The organism is Kitasatospora sp. NPDC094028 (assembly GCF_049543595.1).
GTDB lineage: Bacteria > Actinomycetota > Actinomycetes > Streptomycetales > Streptomycetaceae > Kitasatospora.
Map to the genome: position 1 here is coordinate 283,068 of NZ_JBMVFA010000005.1, position 22,599 is coordinate 305,666.

Annotated in this window: 19 protein-coding genes and 1 tRNA gene; 16 read left to right on the forward strand and 4 right to left on the reverse strand. The window is 74.5% G+C overall.

What is annotated here, in order from left to right:
* Positions 1-140: 140 nt before the first annotated feature.
* Complete coding sequence (locus tag ACPC54_RS11395; protein ID WP_498963707.1) at positions 141-716, reverse strand: 5-formyltetrahydrofolate cyclo-ligase; 576 nt, start codon at positions 714-716, stop codon at positions 141-143.
* A gap of 47 nt (positions 717-763) precedes the next feature.
* Between ACPC54_RS11395 and ACPC54_RS11400 the strand changes: the two genes are divergently transcribed.
* The 10 genes from ACPC54_RS11400 (at position 764) to ACPC54_RS11445 (ending at position 10,339) form a co-directional block, all read left to right on the forward strand.
* The gene (locus ACPC54_RS11400) at positions 764-1,678 is read left to right on the forward strand and encodes a GGDEF domain-containing protein (protein ID WP_498963709.1); all 915 of its coding nucleotides are present in this window, start codon (positions 764-766) and stop codon (positions 1,676-1,678) included.
* Between the two features lie 54 nt (positions 1,679-1,732).
* The gene (galU, locus tag ACPC54_RS11405; RefSeq protein ID WP_498963711.1) at positions 1,733-2,653 is read left to right on the forward strand and encodes a UTP--glucose-1-phosphate uridylyltransferase GalU; all 921 of its coding nucleotides are present in this window, start codon (positions 1,733-1,735) and stop codon (positions 2,651-2,653) included.
* 29 nt (positions 2,654-2,682) lie between these two features.
* Positions 2,683-4,020: a molybdotransferase-like divisome protein Glp gene (gene glp / locus ACPC54_RS11410; RefSeq protein WP_498963713.1), complete on the forward strand. Its 1,338-nt coding sequence runs from the start codon at positions 2,683-2,685 to the stop codon at positions 4,018-4,020.
* Positions 4,021-4,132: 112 nt separating this feature from the next.
* Positions 4,133-4,633 carry a cyclic pyranopterin monophosphate synthase MoaC gene (gene moaC, locus ACPC54_RS11415; RefSeq protein WP_498963715.1) on the forward strand — a complete coding sequence of 167 codons (501 nt, stop codon included), beginning with the start codon at positions 4,133-4,135 and terminating at the stop codon, positions 4,631-4,633.
* 11 nt (positions 4,634-4,644) lie between these two features.
* On the forward strand, positions 4,645-5,148 hold the full coding sequence (locus ACPC54_RS11420; RefSeq protein WP_498963846.1) for a MogA/MoaB family molybdenum cofactor biosynthesis protein: 504 nt from the start codon (positions 4,645-4,647) through the stop codon (positions 5,146-5,148).
* A 38-nt stretch (positions 5,149-5,186) separates the two neighbouring features.
* A complete protein-coding gene (locus ACPC54_RS11425) occupies positions 5,187-5,771 on the forward strand; it encodes a GNAT family N-acetyltransferase (protein WP_498963717.1) in 585 nt (194 codons plus the stop codon).
* A gap of 150 nt (positions 5,772-5,921) precedes the next feature.
* On the forward strand, positions 5,922-6,980 hold the full coding sequence (sepX, locus tag ACPC54_RS11430; protein WP_498963719.1) for a divisome protein SepX/GlpR: 1,059 nt from the start codon (positions 5,922-5,924) through the stop codon (positions 6,978-6,980).
* 70 nt (positions 6,981-7,050) lie between these two features.
* Positions 7,051-7,124: transfer RNA gene (locus ACPC54_RS11435), tRNA-Ala, on the forward strand.
* A 326-nt stretch (positions 7,125-7,450) separates the two neighbouring features.
* Positions 7,451-8,689 carry a glycosyltransferase 87 family protein gene (locus ACPC54_RS11440; protein WP_498963721.1) on the forward strand — a complete coding sequence of 413 codons (1,239 nt, stop codon included), beginning with the start codon at positions 7,451-7,453 and terminating at the stop codon, positions 8,687-8,689.
* A gap of 27 nt (positions 8,690-8,716) precedes the next feature.
* A complete protein-coding gene (locus tag ACPC54_RS11445; protein ID WP_498963723.1) occupies positions 8,717-10,339 on the forward strand; it encodes a DUF2079 domain-containing protein in 1,623 nt (540 codons plus the stop codon).
* Positions 10,340-10,416: 77 nt separating this feature from the next.
* Here ACPC54_RS11445 and ACPC54_RS11450 read toward each other — a convergent pair whose 3' ends face one another.
* Positions 10,417-11,283, reverse strand: coding sequence for a peptidase (locus ACPC54_RS11450; protein WP_498963725.1), 867 nt, complete (start codon positions 11,281-11,283; stop codon positions 10,417-10,419).
* Positions 11,284-11,285: 2 nt separating this feature from the next.
* Positions 11,286-12,617, reverse strand: a complete 1,332-nt coding sequence (locus tag ACPC54_RS11455) for a VWA domain-containing protein (protein WP_498963727.1) — start codon at positions 12,615-12,617, stop codon at positions 11,286-11,288.
* Positions 12,618-12,785: 168 nt separating this feature from the next.
* On the opposite strand from ACPC54_RS11455, the gene ACPC54_RS11460 reads away from it, so the two are divergent.
* From ACPC54_RS11460 to ACPC54_RS11485, 6 genes are all read left to right on the forward strand, one after another.
* Positions 12,786-13,643 (forward strand): ATP-binding cassette domain-containing protein, encoded by an 858-nt coding sequence (locus tag ACPC54_RS11460; protein WP_498963729.1) that lies wholly within the window; start codon positions 12,786-12,788, stop codon positions 13,641-13,643.
* The gene (locus ACPC54_RS11465) at positions 13,640-14,323 is read left to right on the forward strand and encodes an ABC transporter (RefSeq protein ID WP_498963731.1); all 684 of its coding nucleotides are present in this window, start codon (positions 13,640-13,642) and stop codon (positions 14,321-14,323) included. The genes ACPC54_RS11460 and ACPC54_RS11465 overlap by 4 nt, the downstream gene beginning before the upstream one ends.
* A 131-nt stretch (positions 14,324-14,454) precedes the next feature.
* Positions 14,455-15,822: an FtsW/RodA/SpoVE family cell cycle protein gene (locus tag ACPC54_RS11470; RefSeq protein ID WP_498963733.1), complete on the forward strand. Its 1,368-nt coding sequence runs from the start codon at positions 14,455-14,457 to the stop codon at positions 15,820-15,822.
* Between the two features lie 188 nt (positions 15,823-16,010).
* Positions 16,011-17,411 (forward strand): penicillin-binding transpeptidase domain-containing protein, encoded by a 1,401-nt coding sequence (locus ACPC54_RS11475; protein ID WP_498963848.1) that lies wholly within the window; start codon positions 16,011-16,013, stop codon positions 17,409-17,411.
* A gap of 199 nt (positions 17,412-17,610) precedes the next feature.
* Positions 17,611-19,167 (forward strand): amino acid permease, encoded by a 1,557-nt coding sequence (locus tag ACPC54_RS11480; protein WP_498963735.1) that lies wholly within the window; start codon positions 17,611-17,613, stop codon positions 19,165-19,167.
* Between the two features lie 128 nt (positions 19,168-19,295).
* On the forward strand, positions 19,296-20,705 hold the full coding sequence (locus ACPC54_RS11485; RefSeq protein WP_498963737.1) for a glycosyltransferase 87 family protein: 1,410 nt from the start codon (positions 19,296-19,298) through the stop codon (positions 20,703-20,705).
* Positions 20,706-20,778: 73 nt separating this feature from the next.
* On the opposite strand, the gene ACPC54_RS11490 is transcribed toward ACPC54_RS11485, so the two are convergent.
* Positions 20,779-22,548, reverse strand: coding sequence for a penicillin-binding transpeptidase domain-containing protein (locus ACPC54_RS11490; protein ID WP_498963739.1), 1,770 nt, complete (start codon positions 22,546-22,548; stop codon positions 20,779-20,781).
* Positions 22,549-22,599 lie beyond the last annotated feature (51 nt).

The following is a 22,599-nucleotide window of genomic DNA, read 5'->3' on the forward strand; positions in this document are numbered from 1 at the left end:
GCGGCCGGGGGCGAACCCCCGGCCCGGGGACGAGACGCCCACCACCCACACGGGGGGCCCCCCCCCGGGCCCCCCCCCCGGGGCGGGCGGGCGCCCCCCCCCCCCCCGGGGGGGGGGCCCGCCGCCGTTCCGAGAGCCGCTCAGCCCAGCCGGTGCACCCCGGACGGCGTGACCGCCAGGTCCACCGGCAGGTCGTGCGGCTCGGCCGGCACCCGCTCCAGCAGCTCGTGCCCGTACAGCAGCACCGCCAGCACCGGGTGCGCGCCGGACCGCTCCAGCCGGGCCAGCACCCGGTCGTAGCTGCCGCCGCCGCGCCCCAGCCGCAGCCCGCGCCCGTCCACCGCCAGGCCCGGCAGCAGTACCACCGAGGCCTGCGTCACCGCCGCCGGCCCCAGCCGCGGCCCGACCGGCTCCAGCAGCCCGCGCCCGGCCGGGGCGAGTGACCCGGGCCCGTCGTACTCGGCCCAGTCCAGGTCGTTGTCCGGCAGCAGGACGGGCAGCAGCACCCGCGCCCCGCGCGAGCGCAGCGCGTCCAGCAGTGGCCGCGTCCCCGGCTCCGCGCCCACCGAGACGTACGCGGCCACCGTCGCGCCCGGCCCGGCCAGCTCCCCGGCGTGCCCGGCCAGCGCGAGCGCCGCCGCGGCCCGTTCCCTTTCGCCCAGCGCCCGGCGTTCGGCGAGCAGCCGTGTCCTCAGGGCGTTCTTGTCGTTGTGCATCGGATCCTCCACGTCCGCAGAGCCTGACATGTGAAAGGGCGCCGCGATTGTCCACCCCGCTGCTGGTCCAGGCACTGGCCGCGCTGAGCGCCCCCGCCCTGGCCGGCACCGCCGTGCTCGGCCTGCGCCTGCGCAGGGGCACCGCCGAGGCCGCCGCCCGGCAGCGGAGCCAGCGCGAGCGGATCGCCGAACTGGAGGCCCGCTGCTCCGAGCTGGAGCGCACCGCGTCCTGCGACCCGCTCACCGGGGTGTGGAACTACCGCCACCTGCAGCTCACCCTCGACCGCGAGATCGAGCGCGCCCGCCGGGCCGAGCACAGCGAGCAGGCCGAGGGGCCGCGCCCGCTCGCCGTGCTGCTGCTGGAGATCGCCGGCTTCGGGGCCGTCGTCGCCGAGCACGGCCGGGCCCGGTCCGGCGCCGTGCTGCGCGACCTCGCCCAGCGGCTCGCGATGGAGATCCGCCGGTCCGACACCCTGGGCCGCTACAACGGCGAGGAGTTCCTGGTGGTACTGCCGGACACCGGCGCCGAGGGCGCCGCGCAGGTCGCCGAGCGGCTGGTCTGGTCGGTGCGCCGGCACCTGCTGCTGGACTGGTCCTCCGGCCCGCGCGAGCCCCGCGCCGCGCACGGCAACGGCCTGACCGCCGCGGTCGGCATCGCCGTGCTGCCCGAGGACGGCGGTCACGCCGCCGTCCTGCTGCGCGCCGCCGACCGGGCGCTCGCCGAGGCCCGGGCGGCCGGCGGCGACTGCTGGCGGACCTCCTCCGGGGCCGGTGCGGCGCCCCCCGCCGCCGAGCCGCGCGAACCGGTCATTTCCGGTACGGAGGACGGGCCGACTGCCGAACGTGACCGTTCGGAAAAGGCGGGTAGTCTGTCGGCCTGTGCCGGACGGGACCCCCTCGCCCAGCCGGTCACCTTCCATTCGCCTGCCACCGTTGCCGGGCCCCGCGACCTGCTGTCCTGAGCAGGGACCGACCGTGCTCGGCCGGGCAAAAACGTGCCTGAGTAAGGTAAACGCATGACGACGAGCAACTCCCGAATTCCGGTCACCAAGGCCGTGGTACCCGCGGCCGGACTGGGCACCCGTTTCCTCCCGGCGACCAAGGCCACCCCGAAGGAGATGCTCCCGGTCGTCGACAAGCCGGCCATCCAGTACGTCGTCGAGGAGGCCTCCGCCGCGGGCCTGTCCGACATACTCATGGTCACCGGCCGCAACAAGCGCGCGCTGGAGGACCACTTCGACCGTGCCTACGAGCTTGAGGAGCTGCTCGCCCGCAAGGGCGACGAGGACCGCCTGCGCCGGGTCCGCGAGTCCGTCGAGCTGGCCAACATGCACTACGTCCGCCAGGGCGACCCGAAGGGCCTCGGCCACGCCGTCTCGGTCGCCGAGCAGCACGTCGCCGGCCAGCCCTTCGCCGTCCTGCTCGGCGACGACCTGATCGACCCCCGCGACCCGCTGCTGGCCCGCATGATCGAGGTGCAGCAGGAGTTCGGCGGCTCGGTCGTCGCCCTCATGGAGGTCGACCCCTCCCAGATCCACCTCTACGGCTGCGCCGCCGTCAAGGCCAACGGCTTCGGCGACGACGTCTTCGAGGTCACCGACCTGGTCGAGAAGCCCGAGCCGGGCGAGGCCCCCTCCAACTACGCCGTCATCGGCCGCTACGTCCTGGACCCGCTGGTCTTCGACGTGCTGCGCGAGACCAAGCCCGGCCGCGGCGGCGAGATCCAGCTCACCGACGCCCTGCGCGAGCTGACCACCCGCGACCAGGCCGAGGGCGGCAAGGTCCACGGCGTCCTCTTCAAGGGCCGCCGCTACGACACCGGCGACCGCGCCGACTACCTGCGCGCCATCGTCCGGCTCGCCGCCGAGCGCGAGGACCTGGGCCCGGAGTTCCGCTCCTGGCTGCGCGGGTTCGTCGCCACCGAGCTGCAGGACTGACACCCCGACAGACAGAGAGCGAGCCGCCGATGACCGGGTCCACGGAGCACACCAGCACCGACGCAGCCTGCTGTGACGGGTCCGCGGACCGGGCACCGGCGGCTCCTCGCCTCTGGACGGTCGACGAGCACCTCACCGACGTGCTGGCCGCGGTCGGCCCGCTGCCCGCGATCGAGCTCCAGCTGCTCGACGCCCAGGGCTGCCGGCTGGAGGAGAACGTCCTCGCGGCCGGCGACCTGCCGCCCTTCGACAACAGCTCGATGGACGGCTACGCCCTCCGCACCGCCGACACCGACGGCGCCACCGACACCTACCCCTCGGTGCTCTCCGTGGTCGGCGACATCGCCGCCGGCGCGGACGAGCTGCCCAAGGTCGGGCCCGGGCAGGCCGCCCGGATCATGACCGGCGCCCCCCTCCCGCCCGGCGCCCAGGCCGTCGCCCCGGTCGAGTGGACGGACGGCGGCACCGGCACCGGCGTGGCCGCCGCCGCGATGGCCGCGCCCGTCGCGGGCGAGGAGGTCCGGGTGCTGCGCCCGGTCGCCGAGGGCGCGCACATCCGCCGCCGGGGCAGCGACGTCGCGGCCGGCACGACCGTCCTGACCGCCGGCACCCGGCTCGGCCCCACCCAGCTCGGCCTGCTCGCCGCGATCGGCCGGGCCACCGTCAAGGTCCGCCCGCGCCCCCGCGTCGTGGTGCTCTCCACCGGCAGCGAGCTGGTCCAGCCCGGCGAGCCGGTCGGGCCCGGGCAGATCGCCGACTCCAACAGCTTCACCCTCACCGCGGCCGCCCAGGCCGCCGGCGCCATCGCCTTCCGGGTCGGCGCCGTCCCGGACGACGCCGAGCGGCTGCGCGCCGTCCTGGAGGAGCAGCTCGGCCGGGCCGACCTGATCGTCACCAGCGGCGGCGTCAGCGTCGGCGCGTACGACGTCGTCAAGGAGGTCTTCGAGGACTACGGCAGGGTGGACTTCCGCAAGCTCCGGATGCAGCCCGGCAAGCCGCAGGGCTTCGGCCGGATCGGCGGCCGGAGCGGGGTGCCGCTGCTCGCCCTGCCCGGCAACCCGGTGAGCGCCTACATCTCCTTCGAGCTGTTCGTCCGCCCGGTCATCCGCACCATGCTCGGCGCGGCCGACGTCCACCGCCCGGTGGTGCGCGCGCTCTGCCCGTCCGCGCTGCGCTCCCCGGCCGGGCGCCGGCAGTTCCTGCGCGGCCGCTACTCGGCGGCGGACGGCACCGTCGAGCCGGTCGGCGGCTCCGACTCCCACCTGGTCGGCGCCCTGGCCCGGGCCGACTGCCTGATCACCGTCCCCGAGGACGTCACCGTGCTGCCGGCCGGCAGCACGGTCGACGTGGTGCTGCTGGACTCCTGAGCCCGGCGGCGCCCCGCCCGGGCTCGGGGCCGGGCGCGCCCGGAGGCGAGCGGGCGCCCGCCGGAGCGGTACGGTAGCGCGGTATTCGACCCGTGCGCCCCTGGAGTTACCCGTGACGACACCTCCCCCCGGCGACCGCCTGACCCACGTCGACGAGCAGGGCGCGGCCCGGATGGTCGACGTCTCCGAGAAGGCCACGACCGCGCGCACCGCCGTCGCGGCCGGGCGTGTCCGGGTCTCCCCGAAGGTGGTCGAGCTGCTCCGCGGCGAGGGCATGCCCAAGGGCGACGCCCTCGCGGTGGCCCGGATCGCCGGGATCATGGGCGCCAAGAGGACCCCGGACCTGATCCCGCTCTGCCACCCGATCGCGGTCTCCGGCGTCAAGGTCGACCTGGCCGTCGCGGACGACGCGGTCGAGATCACCGCCACCGTGAAGACGGCCGACCGCACCGGCGTCGAGATGGAGGCGCTGACCTCGGTGACGGTCGCCGCGCTGACCGTCATCGACATGGTCAAGGCCGTGGACAAGGGCGCGGCGATCGAGTCCGTCCGGGTGCTCAGCAAGACCGGCGGCAAGAGCGGAGACTGGTTCGCGCCGGAGGTGGAGGCGTGACGGCGCCGGGCATGCGGGCCCTGGCGGTGACCGTCTCCAACCGCGCCTCGGCCGGGGTGTACGAGGACAAGGGCGGCCCGCTGCTGGTGGCCGGCCTGACCGCGATGGGCTTCACCGCGGACGGCCCCCGGGTCGTCCCGGACGGCGAGCCGGTCGAGGCGGTGCTGCGCGAGGCCGTCGCGGCCGGCTACGACGTCGTGCTGACCACCGGCGGCACCGGCATCTCCCCGATGGACCTCACCCCCGAGATGACCGCCCGGGTGATCGACCGGCCGGTCCCCGGCATCGCCGAGGCGATCCGCGCGTACGGCCGTGAGAAGGTGCCGACCTCGGCGCTCTCCCGCGGGCTCTCCGGGCTCGCCGGACGTACCCTGATCGTCAACCTGCCGGGGTCGACCGGCGGCGTCAGGGACGGCCTGGCCGTCCTGGAGCCGCTGCTCGCCCACGCCGTGGACCAGCTCCGCGGCGGGGACCACCCCCGGCCTGACGCACCAGCTTCCGGGAGAGCGCACTGAACGCCGGCTGGCCGGTAGAACTCCACGAGGGGGAGGTCGTGCTGCGCCCGATCCGGGGCCGCGACCAGCGCGAGTGGCAGGAGGTGAGCCGCCGCAACCGGGACTGGCTGCAGCCCTGGGAGGCCACCGTCCCGCCGGGCCCGGCCGGCCAGGCCTCGGCCCCGCGCCCGACCTACCGGCAGATGGTCCGCTTCCTGCGCGGCGAGGCCGCGCACGGGCGGATGCTGCCCTTCGTGGTGGTCCACAAGGGCCGCATGGTGGGCCAGTTGACGGTCGGCGGGATCACCTGGGGCTCGATGTGCGCGGCGAACATCGGCTACTGGATCGACGAGGCGGTGGCCGGCCAGGGCATCATGCCGACCGCCGTCGCGCTTTCCGTGGACCACTGTTTCCAGACCCTCGGGCTGCACCGGATCGAGGTCTGCATCCGCCCGGAGAACCGCCCGAGCCGGCGGGTGGTGGAAAAGCTCGGCTTCCGCTCGGAGGGAATCCGCCCGCGCTATCTCCACATCGACGGCGACTGGCGGGACCACCTGGTCTACGCGCTGACCGCCGAGGAGGTTCCGGAGGGGATGCTGGAACGTCGGCGGGCTCTCAGTTCCGGCCACTGGCCGGGTAATTGAATATATGTTCGAAAGAAATATCGATATGGCATCGCTGCCCCACCGGACCGGCACAAATACCGGCAAAATAGTCGGAGAATCAGCTTGATCACACGACACGCCGCGTCAAATTGCTGCCAGGCCTTCCCCGGCGCCCGTACGGTGTGAATCGTGAGCAGTAGCGGCCTTATCTACGCCGTCATCGTAGGGGCCTGGGCCGCCTATCTGGTGCCGATGTGGCTCCGCAGGCAGGACGAACTCAACGAGGCGCGCCCGACGGAACGCTTCAGCACCGCCATCCGCCTGCTGGCCGGGCGTTCGGCGCTGGAGCGACGGGCAGCCCGGGCCCTGGGCGACGAACCGCGTGACGACGAGCACACCAGCGACGGCCCTCCCGAACGGGACGAGGCCGCCCCCGGCGGCCCCGCGGCGCGGGAGCCCGAACCTCCCGCGGAGCGGTCCGCCCCGGCGCCGTCGGCGGCCCCGGCCCCGACCCCGGCTTCGGCCGCGGTGCGGCAGGACGGGGTGGAGCGGCGGGCGCGGCTGCTGGCCCGCCGCCGCCGGATGGTCACCGTCCTCTTCCTCGCCTTCGCGCTCGGCGCCGTGGTCGCCGCGGTGGCCGGACTGGCCTTCCTCTGGGTCCCGGCCGTCCCGGCGGCCCTCCTCACCGGCTACATCGGCCACCTGCGCCGGCTGGAGCGCCAGCGGTACGAGGTGAAGCTGGACCGCGCCCGGGCCGCCCAGGCGGCCGAGCGACTGCGCAAACGCGAGCAGCAGCGGGCGGAGGCCGCCGGGGCCGCCCCGGCCGGGCCGTCGCACGTCGAGGTGGCCACCGTCCCGGCCGCCCCGGTGGCGCCGGACGCGCCCGCGCCGCCCGTCGCGGAGCGGGCCGCGCGGCGACCGCACCTGCGGCTGGCCGTCGACCCGGAGCAGGCCGCCGCGTCGGCCGGCTCCGCGTCCGCGGTGGCCGAGGCGACCGAGCACGAGGAGTGGGTCGACGGCATGCGCGAGCGCGGTGCGGCCGGCCCGGACTCCTGGGAGCCGGTGCCCGTCCCGCTGCCGACCTACGTCACCGCGCCGGTCGCCCCCCGGGTCTCCCGCAACCTCGACCTGTCGGCCCCCGGCACCTGGACCGCCGGGCGACCGACCGAGCCCCGCACCACCCCGCTGTTCGACCAGTACGCGGAGGCCCCGGCCCCCGAGTCCCGCCCCCGCGCCGCCAACGAATGAGGTCCGCGGCCACCCCGACCGGGGGGTGGTCACGGACCCCCTCCGAAAGGTGCTAGAGTTTCTTCTCGTTGGGGCTGTGGCGCAGTCCGGTAGCGCACCTCGTTCGCATCGAGGGGGTCAGGGGTTCGAATCCCCTCAGCTCCACCCAACGGCCGGTTCGACCGGTCGACGAAATCCCGCCGGGAGGCAACTCCCGGCGGGATTTCGCGTTTCCCGGGCCGAGTGGGGGTCCGGCCCGGTTCGGGAGTCCGGGAGAGGAGCCCGGCGGCCCCTGTGTTCGAGGTCACATCCGTGTCAGGGGTGCGTTTCTGACGCGGCCTGGGCTTCAGGGGGGTCGGTTATGGTGGGTGGGCCCAGACGGTGACGGCGGACGATCTGGTCTATCTCAACGGGGTGCCATCGCGGTGCGCGAGTTCGGTCTTTCACGGTGGTCGCGGCGCGCGGCGTCCGATCGGCCCGGCGGGGCACCGGTGACCGGGAGATCGAAGACCTGGACCGTCGCGGCGGCCGTGTTCGCGGCGGTGTCGCTCGCGGTGTTCACCCTGGTGCGGCACCAGCACGGGGCGACCATGGTCGACATGCTCGTCTACCGGGCCGAGGGCCAGGCCGTGGTGAACGGCGAGGACCTCTACGCGATGCGGCTGCCCGGCTGGGACCTGCCGGCCACCTACCCGCCGTTCGCGGCGATGCTGTTCGTGCCGAGCACCTGGTTCGACGTGAGCACCCTGCGCGTCCTGGTGATGCTCGGCAACTACGCGCTGCTCGCCCTGGCGGCGTACCTGTCCTTCCGGCTCGCCGGCTGGCCGGCCCGGCGGAACCGCCCGGCCGCCGTGCTGGCCGCCACCGGCCTCGGCATCTGGCTGGAGCCGGTCTTCACGACCTTCCAGTACGGCCAGGTCAACCTCGCCATCCTCTGCCTGGTGCTGTGGGACCTCACCCGCTCCGACCGCTCCCCGCTCAAGGGCGTGGGCATCGGCCTGGCCACCGCGATCAAGATCACCCCCGGCCTGTTCGCCGTCTACCTGCTGCTGACCGGGCGGATCCGGGCCGCGCTGGTCTCCGGCGCCACCTTCCTGGCGGCCGGCCTGATCGGCTGGGCCGCGCTGCCCGACGCCTCGTACGGCTTCTGGACGACGTACCTGTGGGACCCGAGCCGGGTCGGCGTCACCGTCCTGGTGGACAACCAGTCGCTGCGCGGGGCCGTCTGCCGGCTGCTCGACGTCAACGACCCGGGCCTGGTCGGGCTGGTGGCCTCCGCACTGGTGGCCTCGCTCGGCATCGCGGTGGCCGTGCTGGCCGGGCGCTCCACCCGGGTGCTGCGCCGCGCCGACGCCTGGGGCGCCGTGTGCACCGCGCTCACCGCGCTGCTGGTCTCGCCGATCAGCTGGACCCACCACTGGGTCTGGTGCCTGCCGCTGCTCGCCCTGCTGGCCGCCGAGGCCAGGACGGTCGGCCGGCGGGTGCTGCTCGGCGTGACGCTGGCCGTGTTCCTCTCGCACGTCATGTGGACGGTGCCGCACCGCTGGGGCCGCGGGGTCGCCTGGTACTGGCAGCTGCCCGGCTCGATCTACCCGCCGATGGGCATCGCCGTGCTGGTGGCGGTCGGCCTGCGGCTGTACCGGGTGCGGCGCAGGGCCGCCGAGGACGGCGCCTGGGCGCTGCCCGTCTCCGCCCTCGACCACGACCCCGCGCTGACCAAACAGACCTGACCGCGGACCTGACGAAGCAGACCTGACGTGACCACCGAGACCCGAACCGCCGCGCCCTCGCGCGCCGCCGAAGCGCCCGGCCGGGCACGCTCCCTCGCCGCCGCCCTCACCCCGGGCCGGCGCACCGCGCTGCTGACCGCCCTGTGCTTCGCCGTCATGTGCGCGGTCGGCCTGCAGGGCTGGACCTCGGTCGGCCTCGGCGGCTTCGACCTCGGCATCTTCGACCAGGGCGTGCGCGGCTACGCCCACTTCGGGCTGCCCGTCTCCACCCTGAAGAGCTTCCACCACGAGTTCCCGCCCGGCTTCTCGCTGCTCGGCGACCACTTCTCGCCCGTCCTGGCGCTGCTCGCGCCGCTGTACTGGATCTGGGACGACCCGCGCTCGCTGATCATCGGCCAGTCGCTGCTGTTCGCCGCCGGCGTGCCGCTGATCCGGCGGATCACCGCGCACGCCTTCGCCGCCGCCGAGCCGCGCACCGCCCGCCGCGCCGCCGACCTGGCCGCCCTGGTGTACGCGCTCGGCTGGCCGCTGCTGGTCGCCGCCCGGGTCGGCTTCCACGAGGTGGCCTTCGCCGTCCCGCTGATCCTGCTGATGCTGGAGCGCGGGCTCGCCCGCCGGTACGGCACCGTGGTGCTCGCGGCCCTGCTGCTGTGCGGCACCAAGGAGGACCTCGGCCTGCTGGCCGGCGCGTACGGGCTGGTGCTGCTGCTGCGCACCCGCCGCACCGGCGACCGTACGGGCCGGTACACCGGGCTCGGGCTGCTGCTCGGCGGGCCGGTCGCCTCGGCCGTCGCGATCACCTGGCTGATCCCGGCGATGGGCGGCCAGCCGGGCTACTACTGGAACTACAAGGCGCTCGGCGCGGACGGCGGCGACGCGGTGCGGCACCTGCTGCACGACCCGTTCCTGCTGCTGCGGACCGCCTTCGACCAGCCGCTCAAGCCGCTGCTGCTGCTCTGGCTGTTCGGCACCCTGCTGCTGCTGCCGCTGCGCTCGGCCACCGTGCTGTGCCTGGTGCCGCTGCTGGCCGAGCGGATCCTCTCCAGCAACCCCAACCACTGGTCGATCGCCCGGCACTACGACTCGATGCTGTGGCCGGTCCTGCTGGTCGCCACGATCGAGGTGCTGGGGCGGCTGAGCGCCGCCGACCGGCCGGCGCGGACCGTCCGGCGGGCCCGGCGGCTGGGCCTGGCCGCGGCCGGGATCGCGCTGGCCGCCGCCGTGCCGATCGGGCTGGCGCAGCTCGCGGTGCCGTCCTCCTGGACGCCCAGGACCAGCGAGGCCGCGCTGGTGCGGGCCGCCGCGCTGATCCCGGACGGCGCGTCCGTCGAGGCCGACAACCAGATCGCGCCGCGGCTGACCGCGCGGGCGGACGTGGTGCTGGTGGACGGCACGCCGCGCGGGCGCGAGTACGTGCTGACCCGCTCGGACAAGCGCTCCTTCCCGTTCAAGACGGACAAGGAGCAGGCCGCGCGGATCGAACTGCTGCTGGCGCACGGGTACCGGCAGCTGTGGGCCGAGGACGGCGTCGTGCTGCTGCACCGGGAGGGCACCGAGCCGGTGCCGGGGGAGCACGTGCCGGGGCCGGGCAGCACGCCCGTCCAGGACGAGGTGCCCTCGGACGTGGGGCACAACCTGTTCCGCGGCTGACGCCCGCGCAGGCGTCGTGAAAGCCCGAGGGCCGACCGGAAGGGATTCCGGTCGGCCCTCGGCGCCTCGGGCGGGGGTCAGCGCTCGGCGTAGCCCTCGTGGTGGTGATGGGCGCCGGACTGCGGCGGGACGGCGCCGTAGCGGGCCGGGCGGTGGCCGCGCGGGTGCCGGGTCAGGTGGTAGCCCAGGACGCCCGCCAGCGCGGCCAGGAAGCCGCCGCCGATCGTCCAGTACCAGCGGCTGTTCCAGCCGGAGAACCAGCCGGTGTACCAGTGCTTCTCCTCGGCCACCGGGGCCGCCGCCTTGGCGGTGGAGGCGCCGCCGCCGACCGGCGGGACCAGCGGGGCCTTCAGCTCCCCGCCCTCCGGCTGGGCGTTGTCGGCGTTCCCCTTGGCCGCGACATGCAGCTGGACGGAGCCGGCCAGGCCGAGGTCGGGCTGCGGGGCGTCGGTGACCGACAACCGCACGTAGTAGGTGCCGGGCAGCGGGTCGCCGGACCACGGCTCGGCCCAGGTGCGGACCTCGCGCAGGGTGCAGTCGAGCTGCAGGGCGGTGGCGTTCTGGTCGCCGGTCGCGTTCTGGGTGCCGGCCGTGCAGGCCTGGCGGCGGCGCAGCCCGTCGAAGACCTCGACCGTCCAGGTCTGCGGGCCGTGCCGGTCGGTGCCCGGGGCCAGGTTGACGGTCAGTTTGACCGTCGGGGTCTGGCCCTCGGAGGCGCCGAACGCCCAGTACAGGTAGTCGCCGGTGGAGACCGGGACGTTGGCGTCCTGGCCCGGGGACAGGTTGACCGCGGTCAGGAAGGAGGTGCCGGCCTTGGTGGCCGGGGCCGGGGTGCCGCTCGCGGTCGCCGAGGGGGACGGCGCGGCGGAGGCCGCCGGGGCGCCGAGGGCGAGGGCGGGCAGCAGGGCGAGGGCGGCGAGGGCGCCGCGGAACGTCGTACGCATGGTCAGTTCTCCCGCCAGACGGCGATCCGCCAGCGCGCGATCCAGCCGGAGACCAGGCCGAAGGCCAGGCCGGCCAGGGTGAGGGTGAGCAGCAGGATCCAGCCGCGGCCGAGGCCCATCGCGGCGCCCTCGGGGGAGGGCGAGGCGGCGGCCAGGTCGACGGTCAGCTCCACCGGCATGCCGGGGTCGGTGTGCACGCCGGCCTGCGGGGCCGCGGAGTTGCTGACGATCAGGCAGACGGTGGTGTCCGGCTTGTCCTTCGAGTCCTTCGACGAGGAGCTCGGGCTCGCCGTGACGTAGCCCTTGGAGTCGTCGGTCGACCAGCGCAGGCCGCTGGAGACCACGTCGGTGCGGGTGCTGCCCGCGTCGGTGCCGCGGACGAGCTCCTGGCCGGTGGCGCTGGTGGCCTGCAGCAGGACGCCGTAGTCCCGGTTCACCGCGCGGTCGAGCGAGACGCTGACCGAGGCGCGCAGCTCTTGGCCGGCCTTGACCGGCACCTTGTAGACGCGGTGCTCGGAGAACTTCTCGCGGTCGCTGTAGACGCCGGGGGTGAGCACCGGGGCGCTCTCGCACTTGTCGGTGCCGGAGGTCTTCACCGGGTTGACGGTGTAGGTGTCGTCGCTGCGGTCGATCAGCTGCTTCACCTTGTCGGTGAGCTGCTGCGGGGTGCGGACGTCGGTGTAGGTGCCGCCGGTGGCGTTGGCGATGCAGAGCAGCTGGGCGCGGGTCTTGTCGTCGTGCGCCAGGCCGAGGGTGTCGACCACCAGGTGGATGCCCTGGGAGGCGAGTTCGCGGGCCACGTCGCACGGGTCCGGCGGGGCGCAGTCGTCCTCGCCGTCGGTGATCAGGACGATCCGGCGGGTGGCGTCGCCCTTGCCCAGGTCCTGGGCCGCACCGCGCAGGGCCAGGCCGATCGGGGTCCAGCCGGTGGGGCGCAGGGTGGCGACCGCGGTCTTGGCCTCGACCTTGTTGGTCTTGCCGACCGGGAACAGCTGCTTGGTGTCCTGGCAGCCGAGGGTCTTGTCGTCGCCGGGGTAGGTGGCGCCGAGGGTGCGGATGCCGAAGTCGGTCTCCGCGGGCAGGCCGTCGATCACCTCGTTCAGCGACTGCTGGGCCACCGAGATGCGGCTCTTGCCCTGGATGTCGGGGGTGCGCATGGAGCCGCTGACGTCCAGGATCAGGTCCACCCGGGGGGCTTCCTTGGGCGCGGGCGGGGCGCCTGCTGATGGTTCGTCCGCGTGGGCGGGCAGGCCGAGGAGCAGCGAGGCGCCCGTTATCGCCAGGGCGGCCAGCAGGCTGCCGAGCCTGGTCTTCGGTCGTCGTCCGGTATTCACCCGGCCGATCCTAGGGAGCATCAGTTCGCCAAGGCCAAACGAGTCCGGATCGCGCCCCCCGTGCGCCCCGGCATGAACTCCGGTGTGTGCGCCGAGGTTTCGGTGTTCACGCCGGCCTTACGTCCGCCGGATAGCCTTCACAACGATTTGGACGGAGGTGGGGCGCGGATGGAGCTGGCGGCGGTCGGCAAGCGGTACGGGAGGGGCGGGCGGTGGGTCCTGCGCGGGGTCGATCTCGCGGTCGGGCCGGGGGAGTTGGTGCGGATCGCCGGGGCGAACGGGAGCGGCAAGTCGACGCTGCTGCGCCTGGTGGCCGGGATCGAGCGGCCGAGCGCCGGCCGGGTGGTGCGGCCCGCCGCGGCCGCGTACGTACCCGAACGCTTCCCGCCCGCGCTGCCGTTCGACGCCGCCGGGTACCTGCTGCGGGTGGGCCGGGTGCACGGGCTGGCGGCCGAGGTGGCGCGTCGGCGGGCCGGGGAGTGGCTGGAGCGGTTCGGCATCGCGGACCGCTCGGGCACCCCGCTGAGCCGGCTGTCCAAAGGCACCTGCCAGAAGGTCGCGGTGGCGCAGGCGCTGATCGCCGAGGCCCCGGTGCTGCTGCTGGACGAGGCCTGGACCGGGCTGGACCCGCAGGCCCGGGCGGTGCTGGACGAGGCGGCGGCCGAGCGGGCGGCGGCGGGCGGCGCGGTGCTGTTCGTCGACCACGACCCGGCCCGGCTGGCCGGGCTGACCAGTGCCGCGTACCGGGTCGGCGCGGACGGCGGACTGAGCCCGGCCGACGAGGAGGCGGCGGTGCCGGAGGCCGCCGGCGGCGCGGTGATGGAGATCGAGGTGGACGTGCCGGACGGTCGGCCGCTGCCCGAACCGCTGCCCGGCGCGCCGCGGGCGACCGCGCTGCCGGGGACGGCGGTGCGGCTCGCGGTGCCGGCCGCGCACTCCGACGCGCTGCTGCGCCGCCTGCTGCTCGGCCGCCCGGCCGTCCGGGTGCTGGCGGTGCGGCGGCGGGTGGAGGGGGAGGGGCGATGAGACAGGTCGGTGCGCTGACCCGGTACCACCTGGAGCTGCTGCTGCGCTCGCACGCGTGGCTGCCGCCGTTCCTGGCGTTCGCGCTGCTGCTGGTGATCGGGGTGACGGCGGGGGACCCGCTGCTGGGCGGCCTCGGCTACGGCGCGGTGCTGCTGGTGCCGGTGAGCGCCTGGTACGTGCGCGGGGTGCTGACCGCCGAGCCGCCGGCCTCCCGGGCCTGCCTGGTCGCGGCGGCGGGCCCGGTGCGGGTGCACCTGGGCGCGCTGCTGGCGGCGCTGACGGCGGCCCTGGTGCTGGCGGTGGGCGAGGTGGCGGCGCTGTGGTGGGTCAGCGGGGCGGTGGCGAACCCGGGGGCGCGGCGGGACCCGGGCCTCGGCCTGGCGCTGGCGGCCGGGCTGGCGACCTCGGTGGTCTGCGTGCTGCTGGGGGTGCTGGCGGGGGCGCTGGCCGATCGTCCGCTGCCGGTCCGCGCGCCGTACGGCATCCTGGCGGCGCTGGGGCTGGCCGCGGCGGCGCTGGTGGTGCCGGGCTCGCCGGCCAACGCGGCGGTGAGCGCGCTGGTGACCGCGGCCCGGACGGGGCGGCTCGCGGTGCCGTGGGCGGAGCTGCTGTTCGCCGTGGTGCTGCTGGTGGCGGCCGGCGGCGGGGTGGTGGCGTTGGCGGGGCGGCGGCCGGGCTGATCGGGACACCGGCGGACACACCGTCACCAAGGGGCGGTGGGGCGGACGTCGCTGGTTAGGGTGTCGATTCCGGGCGCGGGCGCCGTCCGCCCCGGTCGGGATGATCCGAGACCCAGGTCCAAGGACGGTCCATGGCGACACCCTCCGCCGTGTCGAGATCCGCCACCCGGCCGAGCCGGCCGGTGACGCCCAGGCGCACGACCGAGCTCGTGCTGGTGCTGGTGGCCGTCCTGGCCGCCGTGTACGGCTACGTGGAGGTGGGTGCCGACCTTGACGGCGCGGTGCCCGCGGCCGTCGCCCCAAAGATCGATTACGGGGCCGGGGCCGCGCTCGGCGGGCTGGCGCTGGCGGCGCAGCTCGCCGTCCGGCGGTGGGCCCGGTACGCGGACCCGCTGCTGCTGCCGATCGCGGTGCTGCTCAACGGGATCGGGCTGGTGGCGATCCACCGCCTGGACCGGGCCACGCCGGGCCGGGAGGCCGCCTCCGCCCAGCTGCTCTGGTCGGGCCTGGGGGTGGCGCTGTTCATCGCGGTGGTGCTGCTCGTGCGCGACCACCGGCGGCTGCGGCGCTACGCGTACCTGGGGGCGCTGGCGGCGCTGGTCCTGCTGGTGCTGCCGATCTTCTTCCCGCCGGTGTACGGCTCCCGGATCTGGATCGTGGTCGGGCCGCTGTCCTTCCAGCCCGGGGAGTTCGCCAAGGTCCTGCTGGCCGTCTTCTTCGCCGCCTACCTGGCGGTGCACCGGGACGCGCTGGCGCTCACCGGCCGCCGGGTCTGGCGCTGGCAGCTGCCGCGCGGGCGGGTGCTGGGGCCGGTGCTGCTGATCTGGGCGGCGTTCGTCGGGGTGCTGGTGCTGGAGACCGACCTGGGGACGTCCCTGCTGTACTTCGGCCTGTTCGTGGTGATGCTCTACGTGGCGACCGCGCGCAGCGGCTGGATCGCGATCGGGCTGGGGCTGGCGGCGGTCGGCGCGGTGACGGTGGGCTGGCTGTCGCCGCACGTGCACAGCCGGGTGGTGGACTGGCTGGATCCGCTGGGCTCGATCGCGGCGGGCCGGGGCGCCAACCAGATCGCCCAGTCGCTGTTCGCCTTCGCCTGGGGCGGCGAGCTGGGCACCGGGCTGGGCAACGGGCACTCGGTGCTGATCGGCTTCGCCGCCAAGTCGGACTTCATCCTCGCGACGCTCGGCGAGGAACTGGGCCTGACCGGACTGATCGCGGTGTTCCTGCTGTACGCGCTGCTGGTCTCCCGGGGCTTCCGGACGGGCATCGCGCTGCGCGACCCGTTCGGGCGGCTGCTGGCGATCGGGCTGGCGGCGATCGTGGGCCTGCAGGTGTTCGTGGTGGCGGGCGGGGTGCTCGCGCTGATCCCGCTGACCGGGATGACCCTGCCGTTCGTGGCCCAGGGCGGTTCCTCGGTGGTCACCAACTGGATCATCGTCGCGCTGCTGGTGCGGATGAGTGACGAGGCCAGGCGGCGCTCGGTGCCGGAGGCGGTGTGATGGCGCGCCCCGAGCCTCCCGACCGGCCCGACCAGCCCGAGCGGCCCTCGCGTTCGGAGCGGCCCGAGCAGCCCCCGTGGACCCTGCGGACCAAGCCGCGCGGGAACGGCCCGCAGGGCCTGCCCGGGATCTCGGTCACCGGCCGGCGGGCCGGCACCTTCTGCCTGCTGCTGGTGGCGGCGCTGTGCATGCAGGCCACCCGGGTACAGGTGTTCGAGGCCCGGAGCCTGAACCACAACGGCGCCAACCAGCGGCTCACCATCGAGCGCTACGCCCGGCCGCGCGGGGACATCCTGGTCGGCGGCGAGGCGGTGACCGGCTCGGTGCCGACCCGGGGCCGGTACGCCTACAAGCGCAGCTACACGGACGGCCCGATGTTCGCGGCCGTCACCGGCTTCGCCTCGCAGGCGTACGGAACCACCCAGCTGGAGGGCACCGAGGACGACCTGCTGATCGGCACCGACCCGCGACTGGCCGGCTGGGCGGTCTGGGACGCCGTCTCGCGCCGGCAGAACCCCGGCGGGAGCGTGTCCACCACGTTGAACCGGGCCGCCCAGGAGGCGGCGATGCGCGGGCTGGGCGGCCAGAAGGGCGCGGTGGCGGCGATCGAGCCGGCCACCGGCCGGATCCTGGCGCTGGCCAGCACCCCCTCCTACGACCCGGGCGGCTTCGCCGGCTCCACCTCCGCCGACCAGGAGGCCTGGAACCGGCTGCAGACCGACGCCGACCAGCCGATGCTCAACCGGGCGCTGCGCCAGACCTACCCGCCGGGCTCGACCTTCAAGGTGGTCACGGCGGCGGCCGCGCTCGCGGCCGGCGTGGTCACCGACCCGGCCGCGCCCACCACCGCGCCGTTCCCGTACGTGCTGCCCGGCACCAGCACGCCGCTGGTGAACGACACCGCGGCCTGCGACCGGCCGGGCCAGTCGCTGTCCGCCGCGATGACCGCCAGCTGCAACAGCGTGCTCGGCTACCTCGGGGTGCGGACCGGGCTGGACGCGATGGCGGCGATGGCCGGGAACTTCGGCTTCAACGACCCGAAGCTGGACATGCCGGTGCGCCCGGCGCGCTCCAACTTCGACACCCGGATGGACCAGGCGCAGCTGGCGCTCTCCTCGATCGGGCAGTTCGACACGGCCGCGACGCCGCTGGTGATGGCCATGGTCGCGGCCGGGGTGGCGAACGGCGGCACGGTGATGCGTCCACAGCTTGTGGACAAGCTGACGAGGAGCGACGGCGCCGTGGTGCGGCTGATGAAGCCGGCCGTCTACCGGCGGGCCGTCACCCCGGCGGTCGCCGGGCAGCTGCAGAAGCTGATGACGGACGTGGTGGAGAGCGGTACGGGCGGCAACGCCCGGATCGCCGGGGCGGTGGTCGGCGGCAAGACCGGCACCGCCCAGCACGGTGTGGACAACAGCGGGACGCCGTACGCCTGGTTCATCGCCTGGGCCAGGCCGGCCGGCTCGGACGCGGTGCCGCCGGTCGCGGTCGCGGTGGTGGTCGCGGACAGTGACGCGACGGACGTCAGCGGTGGTGCCCTGGCCGCGCCGATCGCCCGCTCGGTGATGCGGGCGGTGCTCGGCGGCTGAGCCGGACCGGGCCCGCCCGGGCCCGGGCATGGCTTCTGAGCTGGGTGTTTACCAAATCTCCAGGGGATCCGCCGCGTGCGAAGTGTCTGATTTGCGATGTCTGATGTGCCAATTCGTACAATGCGCCGATCAAGACTGTTCGTTTGCGACACTGGTGCATTCGCGGGGTACTGTCCCATGTTTGTTCGGTTGGTCCCCGATGGCGCCCCCGGTCGTCCCGGGTGACCGGCCACCAGGACACCCTCCCCCGCCCAGAAGGACCGTGGTTTTGGCCAGCAACACCCTCGGCTCGCGCCTGCTGCGACGCAAGCCCGTCTCGACCCTGATCGCGGAGAGCGAGGGCCGCGGCCTTCCGGCCGGCGCACCCGAGGGCGGCGGGCGCTCCGGCATCCACCTGCGCCGCTCGATCGGGCTGTGGCAGCTGTCCTCGATCGGCATCGGCGCCACCATCGGCACCGGCATCTTCTTCGTGCTCGGCAGCGCCGTGCCGGCGGCCGGCCCGGCCGTCATCCTGTCCTTCGTGATCGCCGCGGTCACCGCCGGGCTCACCGCGCTCTGCTACGCCGAGATGGCCTCCGCGATCCCGGTCTCCGGCTCCTCGTACTCGTACGCGTACGCGACCCTCGGCGAGGGCGTGGCCTTCGGCGTCGGCATCTGCCTGCTGATGGAGTACGGCGTCTCCGCCTCCGCGATCGCGGTCAGCTGGGCCGAGTACCTGAACAAGTTCCTCGACCTGGCCTTCGGCTTCCGGATCCCCGAGCAGCTGTCCGGCGCCCCCGGCGGCGGCCACTGGTTCAACCTGCCGGCGCTGCTGCTGGTCGCGATGATCTGCTTCCTGCTGGTCCGCGGCGTCAGCGAGTCGGTGAAGGTCAACGCGGCCATGGTCGGGATCAAGATCCTGATCCTGCTGCTGTTCGTCGGCGTCGCCCTGACCGGCTTCCACTCCGGCAACCTGACCCCGTTCATGCCGCTCGGTGTGAACGGCGTGAAGATCGCCGCGTCCAGCATCTTCTTCTCCTTCATCGGCCTGGACGCGGTGTCCACGGCCGGTGAGGAGGTCAAGAACCCGCGCCGCACCATGCCGATGGCGATCATCATCTCGCTGGTCGTGGTGACCCTGCTCTACATCCTGGTCGCGCTGGCCGGCATCGGCGCCCAGCCCTGGGACCAGTTCAAGGACCAGGAGGCCGGCCTCGCCCAGATCATGCAGGACATCACCGGCCAGGGCTGGCCGGCGATGATCTTCGCGGTCGGCGCGATCATCTCGATCTTCAGCGTCACCCTCGTGGTGATCTACGGCCAGACCCGCATCCTGTACTCGATGGGCCGCGACGGCATGCTGCCCAAGCGCTTCGCCCGGGTCTCCCCGCGCACCGGCACCCCGGTCTGGAACACCGTCGTGGTCGGGGTCGGCGTGGGCGCGCTGGCCGCCTTCATCCCGCTGGACGTCCTCGCCGACATCACCAGCCTCGGCACCCTGATCGCCTTCTCGGTCGTCTCGGTCGGCGTGATCGTCCTGCGCCGCACCCAGCCCGACCTGCCGCGCGGCTTCAAGGTCCCGCTCTACCCGGTCGTCCCGGTGCTCAGCATCGGCTTCTGCGCCTACCTGATCAGCGGTCTGCACGCCGACACCTTCCGGGCCGGCGCCATCGCCCTCGTCGTCGCCGTGGCCGTCTACTTCGGCTACAGCATCAAGCACTCCCGGCTCGAACGGCCGGCCCCGCAGGCCGAGCCCGTCGAGGTCGACGCGCGTTGACTCCGCCGTTACCCGATCGTGAAGGGCCGCCGAACTGCACAGCTCCGGGCGGCCCTTCGCGTGCCACCCCGCATCCGACGCCCGAGGCGATGGCGACAGCGCCCGGCCCGCACCCATAACCTTCCTCCATGGTGAGCACCCGCACGCCCGGCTTCTCCCGCCCGCGCGGCCGCTTCACCGGCCGTACCAGAGAGCCGGCCCAGAGCACCGCCGCCGAGGCCACGGCGGGACCCGCCCGGTCCCCGCGGGGCTTCTCCACCCGGCCGTTCCCCCGACAGCGTGGCGAGAGCACGTTTCCGCCCACGCCCGATCGGCTGAATCCCGCCCGGCTCGCCTCGCTGCGCTCCGTCCAGCTGATCGGCTGCCTGATCGCGGCCGGCTGGGCCGCCGCCTTCCCGATCGTCTCCGACCTGCCCAACCAGCGGCTCTGGGGCCTGATCGCCGCTCCCGCCTACGCCCTGGCCGGGCTGCTCTGCCTCACCCTGCCGCGCCGCGTCGCGGCCCACGCCGCAGCCGCCGTCGCCCTCGTCGGCGCCGTCCTCGCCCCGCTCGGGCTGCTCGCCGTCACCGGCCGCCACCAGTCCGAGGTCATGGTCGTCGAACGCTCGGCCCACCTGCTGCTCACCACCGGCGACGTCTACCTGCCGCACCCGGCCATCGTCACCGACTACAACCCGTACCTGCCGGCGATGTCCCTGTTCGGGCTGCCGCGCCAGCTGTTCGGCGGCTCCACCGCCTTCGCCCGGGTCGCCGGGGACGCCCGGATCTGGTTCGCGCTCGCCTTCTTCGTCTGCCTGCTGGCCGCCTGGCGGCTGCTGCGGCCCAGCCGCGACCGAGCACCGCTGCTGCCGCTGGCCGTCCTCACCGCCTCGCCGCTGATAGCGCTCGCCCTGGTGGTCGGCGGGATCGACCTGCCGCTGATCGGGGTCTGCTGTCTGGCCATGGCGCTCGCCGAACGCGGCCGTACGGTCAGCACCGGGCTGGTCCTCGCCCTCGCCTGCACCCTCAAGTGGACGGCCTGGCCCGCCCTGCCGGTGGCCGTGCTGCTGCTCTGGCGGCTCTACGGGCGCCGGCCCGCCGCCCGGACGGCGCTGATCGCGGTCGGCACCAGCGTGGCCGTGATGCTGCCCGCGTGGCTGCGGCAGAGCGACGCGCTGCGCGACCAGGTGGTGCGCTTCCCGCTCGGGCTCACCGCGATCCGCACCCCGGCCGGCAGCCCGCTGCCCGGCAAGGTGCTGGCCGGGATCGGGCCGACCGGCCACAGCATCTCGCTCGCGCTGGTGACCATCGGCGCGGTCGGGGTCACCATCTGGCTGCTGGCCCGGCCGCCGGTCACCGCGATCGCCGCGGCCGACCTGCTGGCCGTGGGGCTCACCATCGCCTTCATGCTCGCCCCGGCCGGACGCTTCGGCTACCTCGGGCTGCCGGCCGTGCTGCTGATCTGGCCCCGGCTGGCCGCCCGGCGCTGGAGCAGCCGCCGGCCGCTGCCGCCCGGCCGGCGCCGGGAGACGCCGGAGCCCGCCCTGCCGCGCGGCTGACCCCGCCGGCGGCGGAACGCACCGGAGCCCGCTCGGCCTTCGCGGCCGAGCGGGCTCCGGTGCGTTCGAGGCCCTAGCGGCCGCCCGCCTTCAGCAGGGAGGCGACGGCCGGGCCGGCCGCGTCCACGCCGTGGCCGCCGCCCTGGACCTCGGCGGCGACCGCGAGGTTGCCGCGGAACGCGGTGAACCAGCTGTTGGTGGTGGACGCGCCCTGGACCTCGGCGGAGCCGGTCTTGGCGCCCGCGTTGTCGGTGATGCCGGCCATCACGTCCTTGGCCGTACCGCCGACCGCGGTGGCGTTCATCATCGCGCGCAGCTTGGCGGCGACGTCCGGCGAGATCTGCCGGGCCGCCGCCTGCTGCGGCAGGCCGGCGACCAGGATCGGCTGCTTGAACGCGCCGCTCTGGACGGTCGCGGTGATCGAGGCGATGGCCAGCGGGTTCATCTGGACCTTGCCCTGGCCGATGTAGTTCATGGCCTGCTCGTCCTTGCTGCCCGGCGTCGCCGGGATCTTGCCGTCGGCGTTCGGCAGGCCGGTCTTCCACTCCAGGCCGATGCCGTAGACGTCCTTGGCGGTGCTGGACAGCGTCTCGGGCTTGAGGCTGGTCAGGCCCTGGTTGATGAAGGCCGTGTTGCAGGACACCATGAAGTCCTGCTGCAGCGTGTTGTTGGGGAACGCGCCCGTGAAGTCGTTCGGGATCGCCACCGGGTTGCTGCTCTTCTCCGGGCAGGCCACCACGGTGTCCGGGTTGATGCCGGCCTCCAGCAGGGCCGTCGAGGTGACGATCTTCATCGTCGAGCCGGGCGCGAGCAGGCCGTTGAAGGCCCGGTTCTGGCCGTTGGCGGGGGAGTTGGCGAAGGCCAGCACCTGGCCGGTGCTCGGCTCGATCGCCACGATGGAGCCGGGCTTGCCGCCCAGGTCGGTCATCGCCTTCTCGGCGGCGGCCTGGAGGGTGCCGTCGATGGTCACCTTGAACGGCTTGGCCGGCTTGGGCTCGACGATGGTGAACAGCTTGTCCTGGCCGCCCTTGCCGTTCGGGTCGCTGATCACCACCGCGCTGCCCGCGTCCTGGTCCTTGTTCGGGTCCGGCGGCAGCAGCTTGTGGGCGTTCTCCTGCACGGAGGCCATCAGCGCGCTGGTGAGCGAGGGGCTCTGCAGCACCTTGCCGTTGCGGTCGACCACGGTGGACGGCGGGGCGAACACCGGCTGCACGGCGATCGTCTCGGTGCCGCTCAGGTGCGGGTGGATCACCGTGGGCGCCCAGTGCACGGCCGGGGTGTCGTCGCTCATCTTCACGACGTTCAGGAAGCCGTTGTAGTCCCAGACCCGGCTGGTGCCCGCGAACTCGGCCCGCGCCTTGTAGCCCATCAGCACCCCGGTGGGCCCGGGGGTGGCGGAGGCGGACGGCGAGTCGCCGGCGGCCGGCGTGCCGCTCGCGGACGGCGTCGCGGAGGCGCCGGCCGAGGGCTTGGCGGTGGGGGAGGGGGTGCCGGTGGCCGAGGCGAAGGCCTGCGGGGTGGCCGGACCGGACGGGTTGAGGGTCAGCGCGCTCGGCTTCACGCTGTCCCGGAACGCGGTCAGCGCCTTCTCGGCGGAGGCCGGGTCGTCGGTCAGCGAGGCCGCCTTGGCGAGGTCACCGGCCGCCCAGGCCGTCAGGAAGTCCTTCGCGCCGCTCGCCGCCTGGTCCGCCGAGGGCGGCTCGGCGACCACCGTGCGCGGCTTCTTGCCGCCGTCCGACCCGGAGTCCGAGCCGCCCATCAGGCTGTACGCCCCGTAACCGCCGCCCGCGAGGACGGCGACGGACACGCCGGTGATGATCCCGATCTTGGCGCCTCTGCGCATGGTGCAAATCCCCCAGGGGTCTCGCGGCCGGGCGCAACCGGCCGGGGCCGG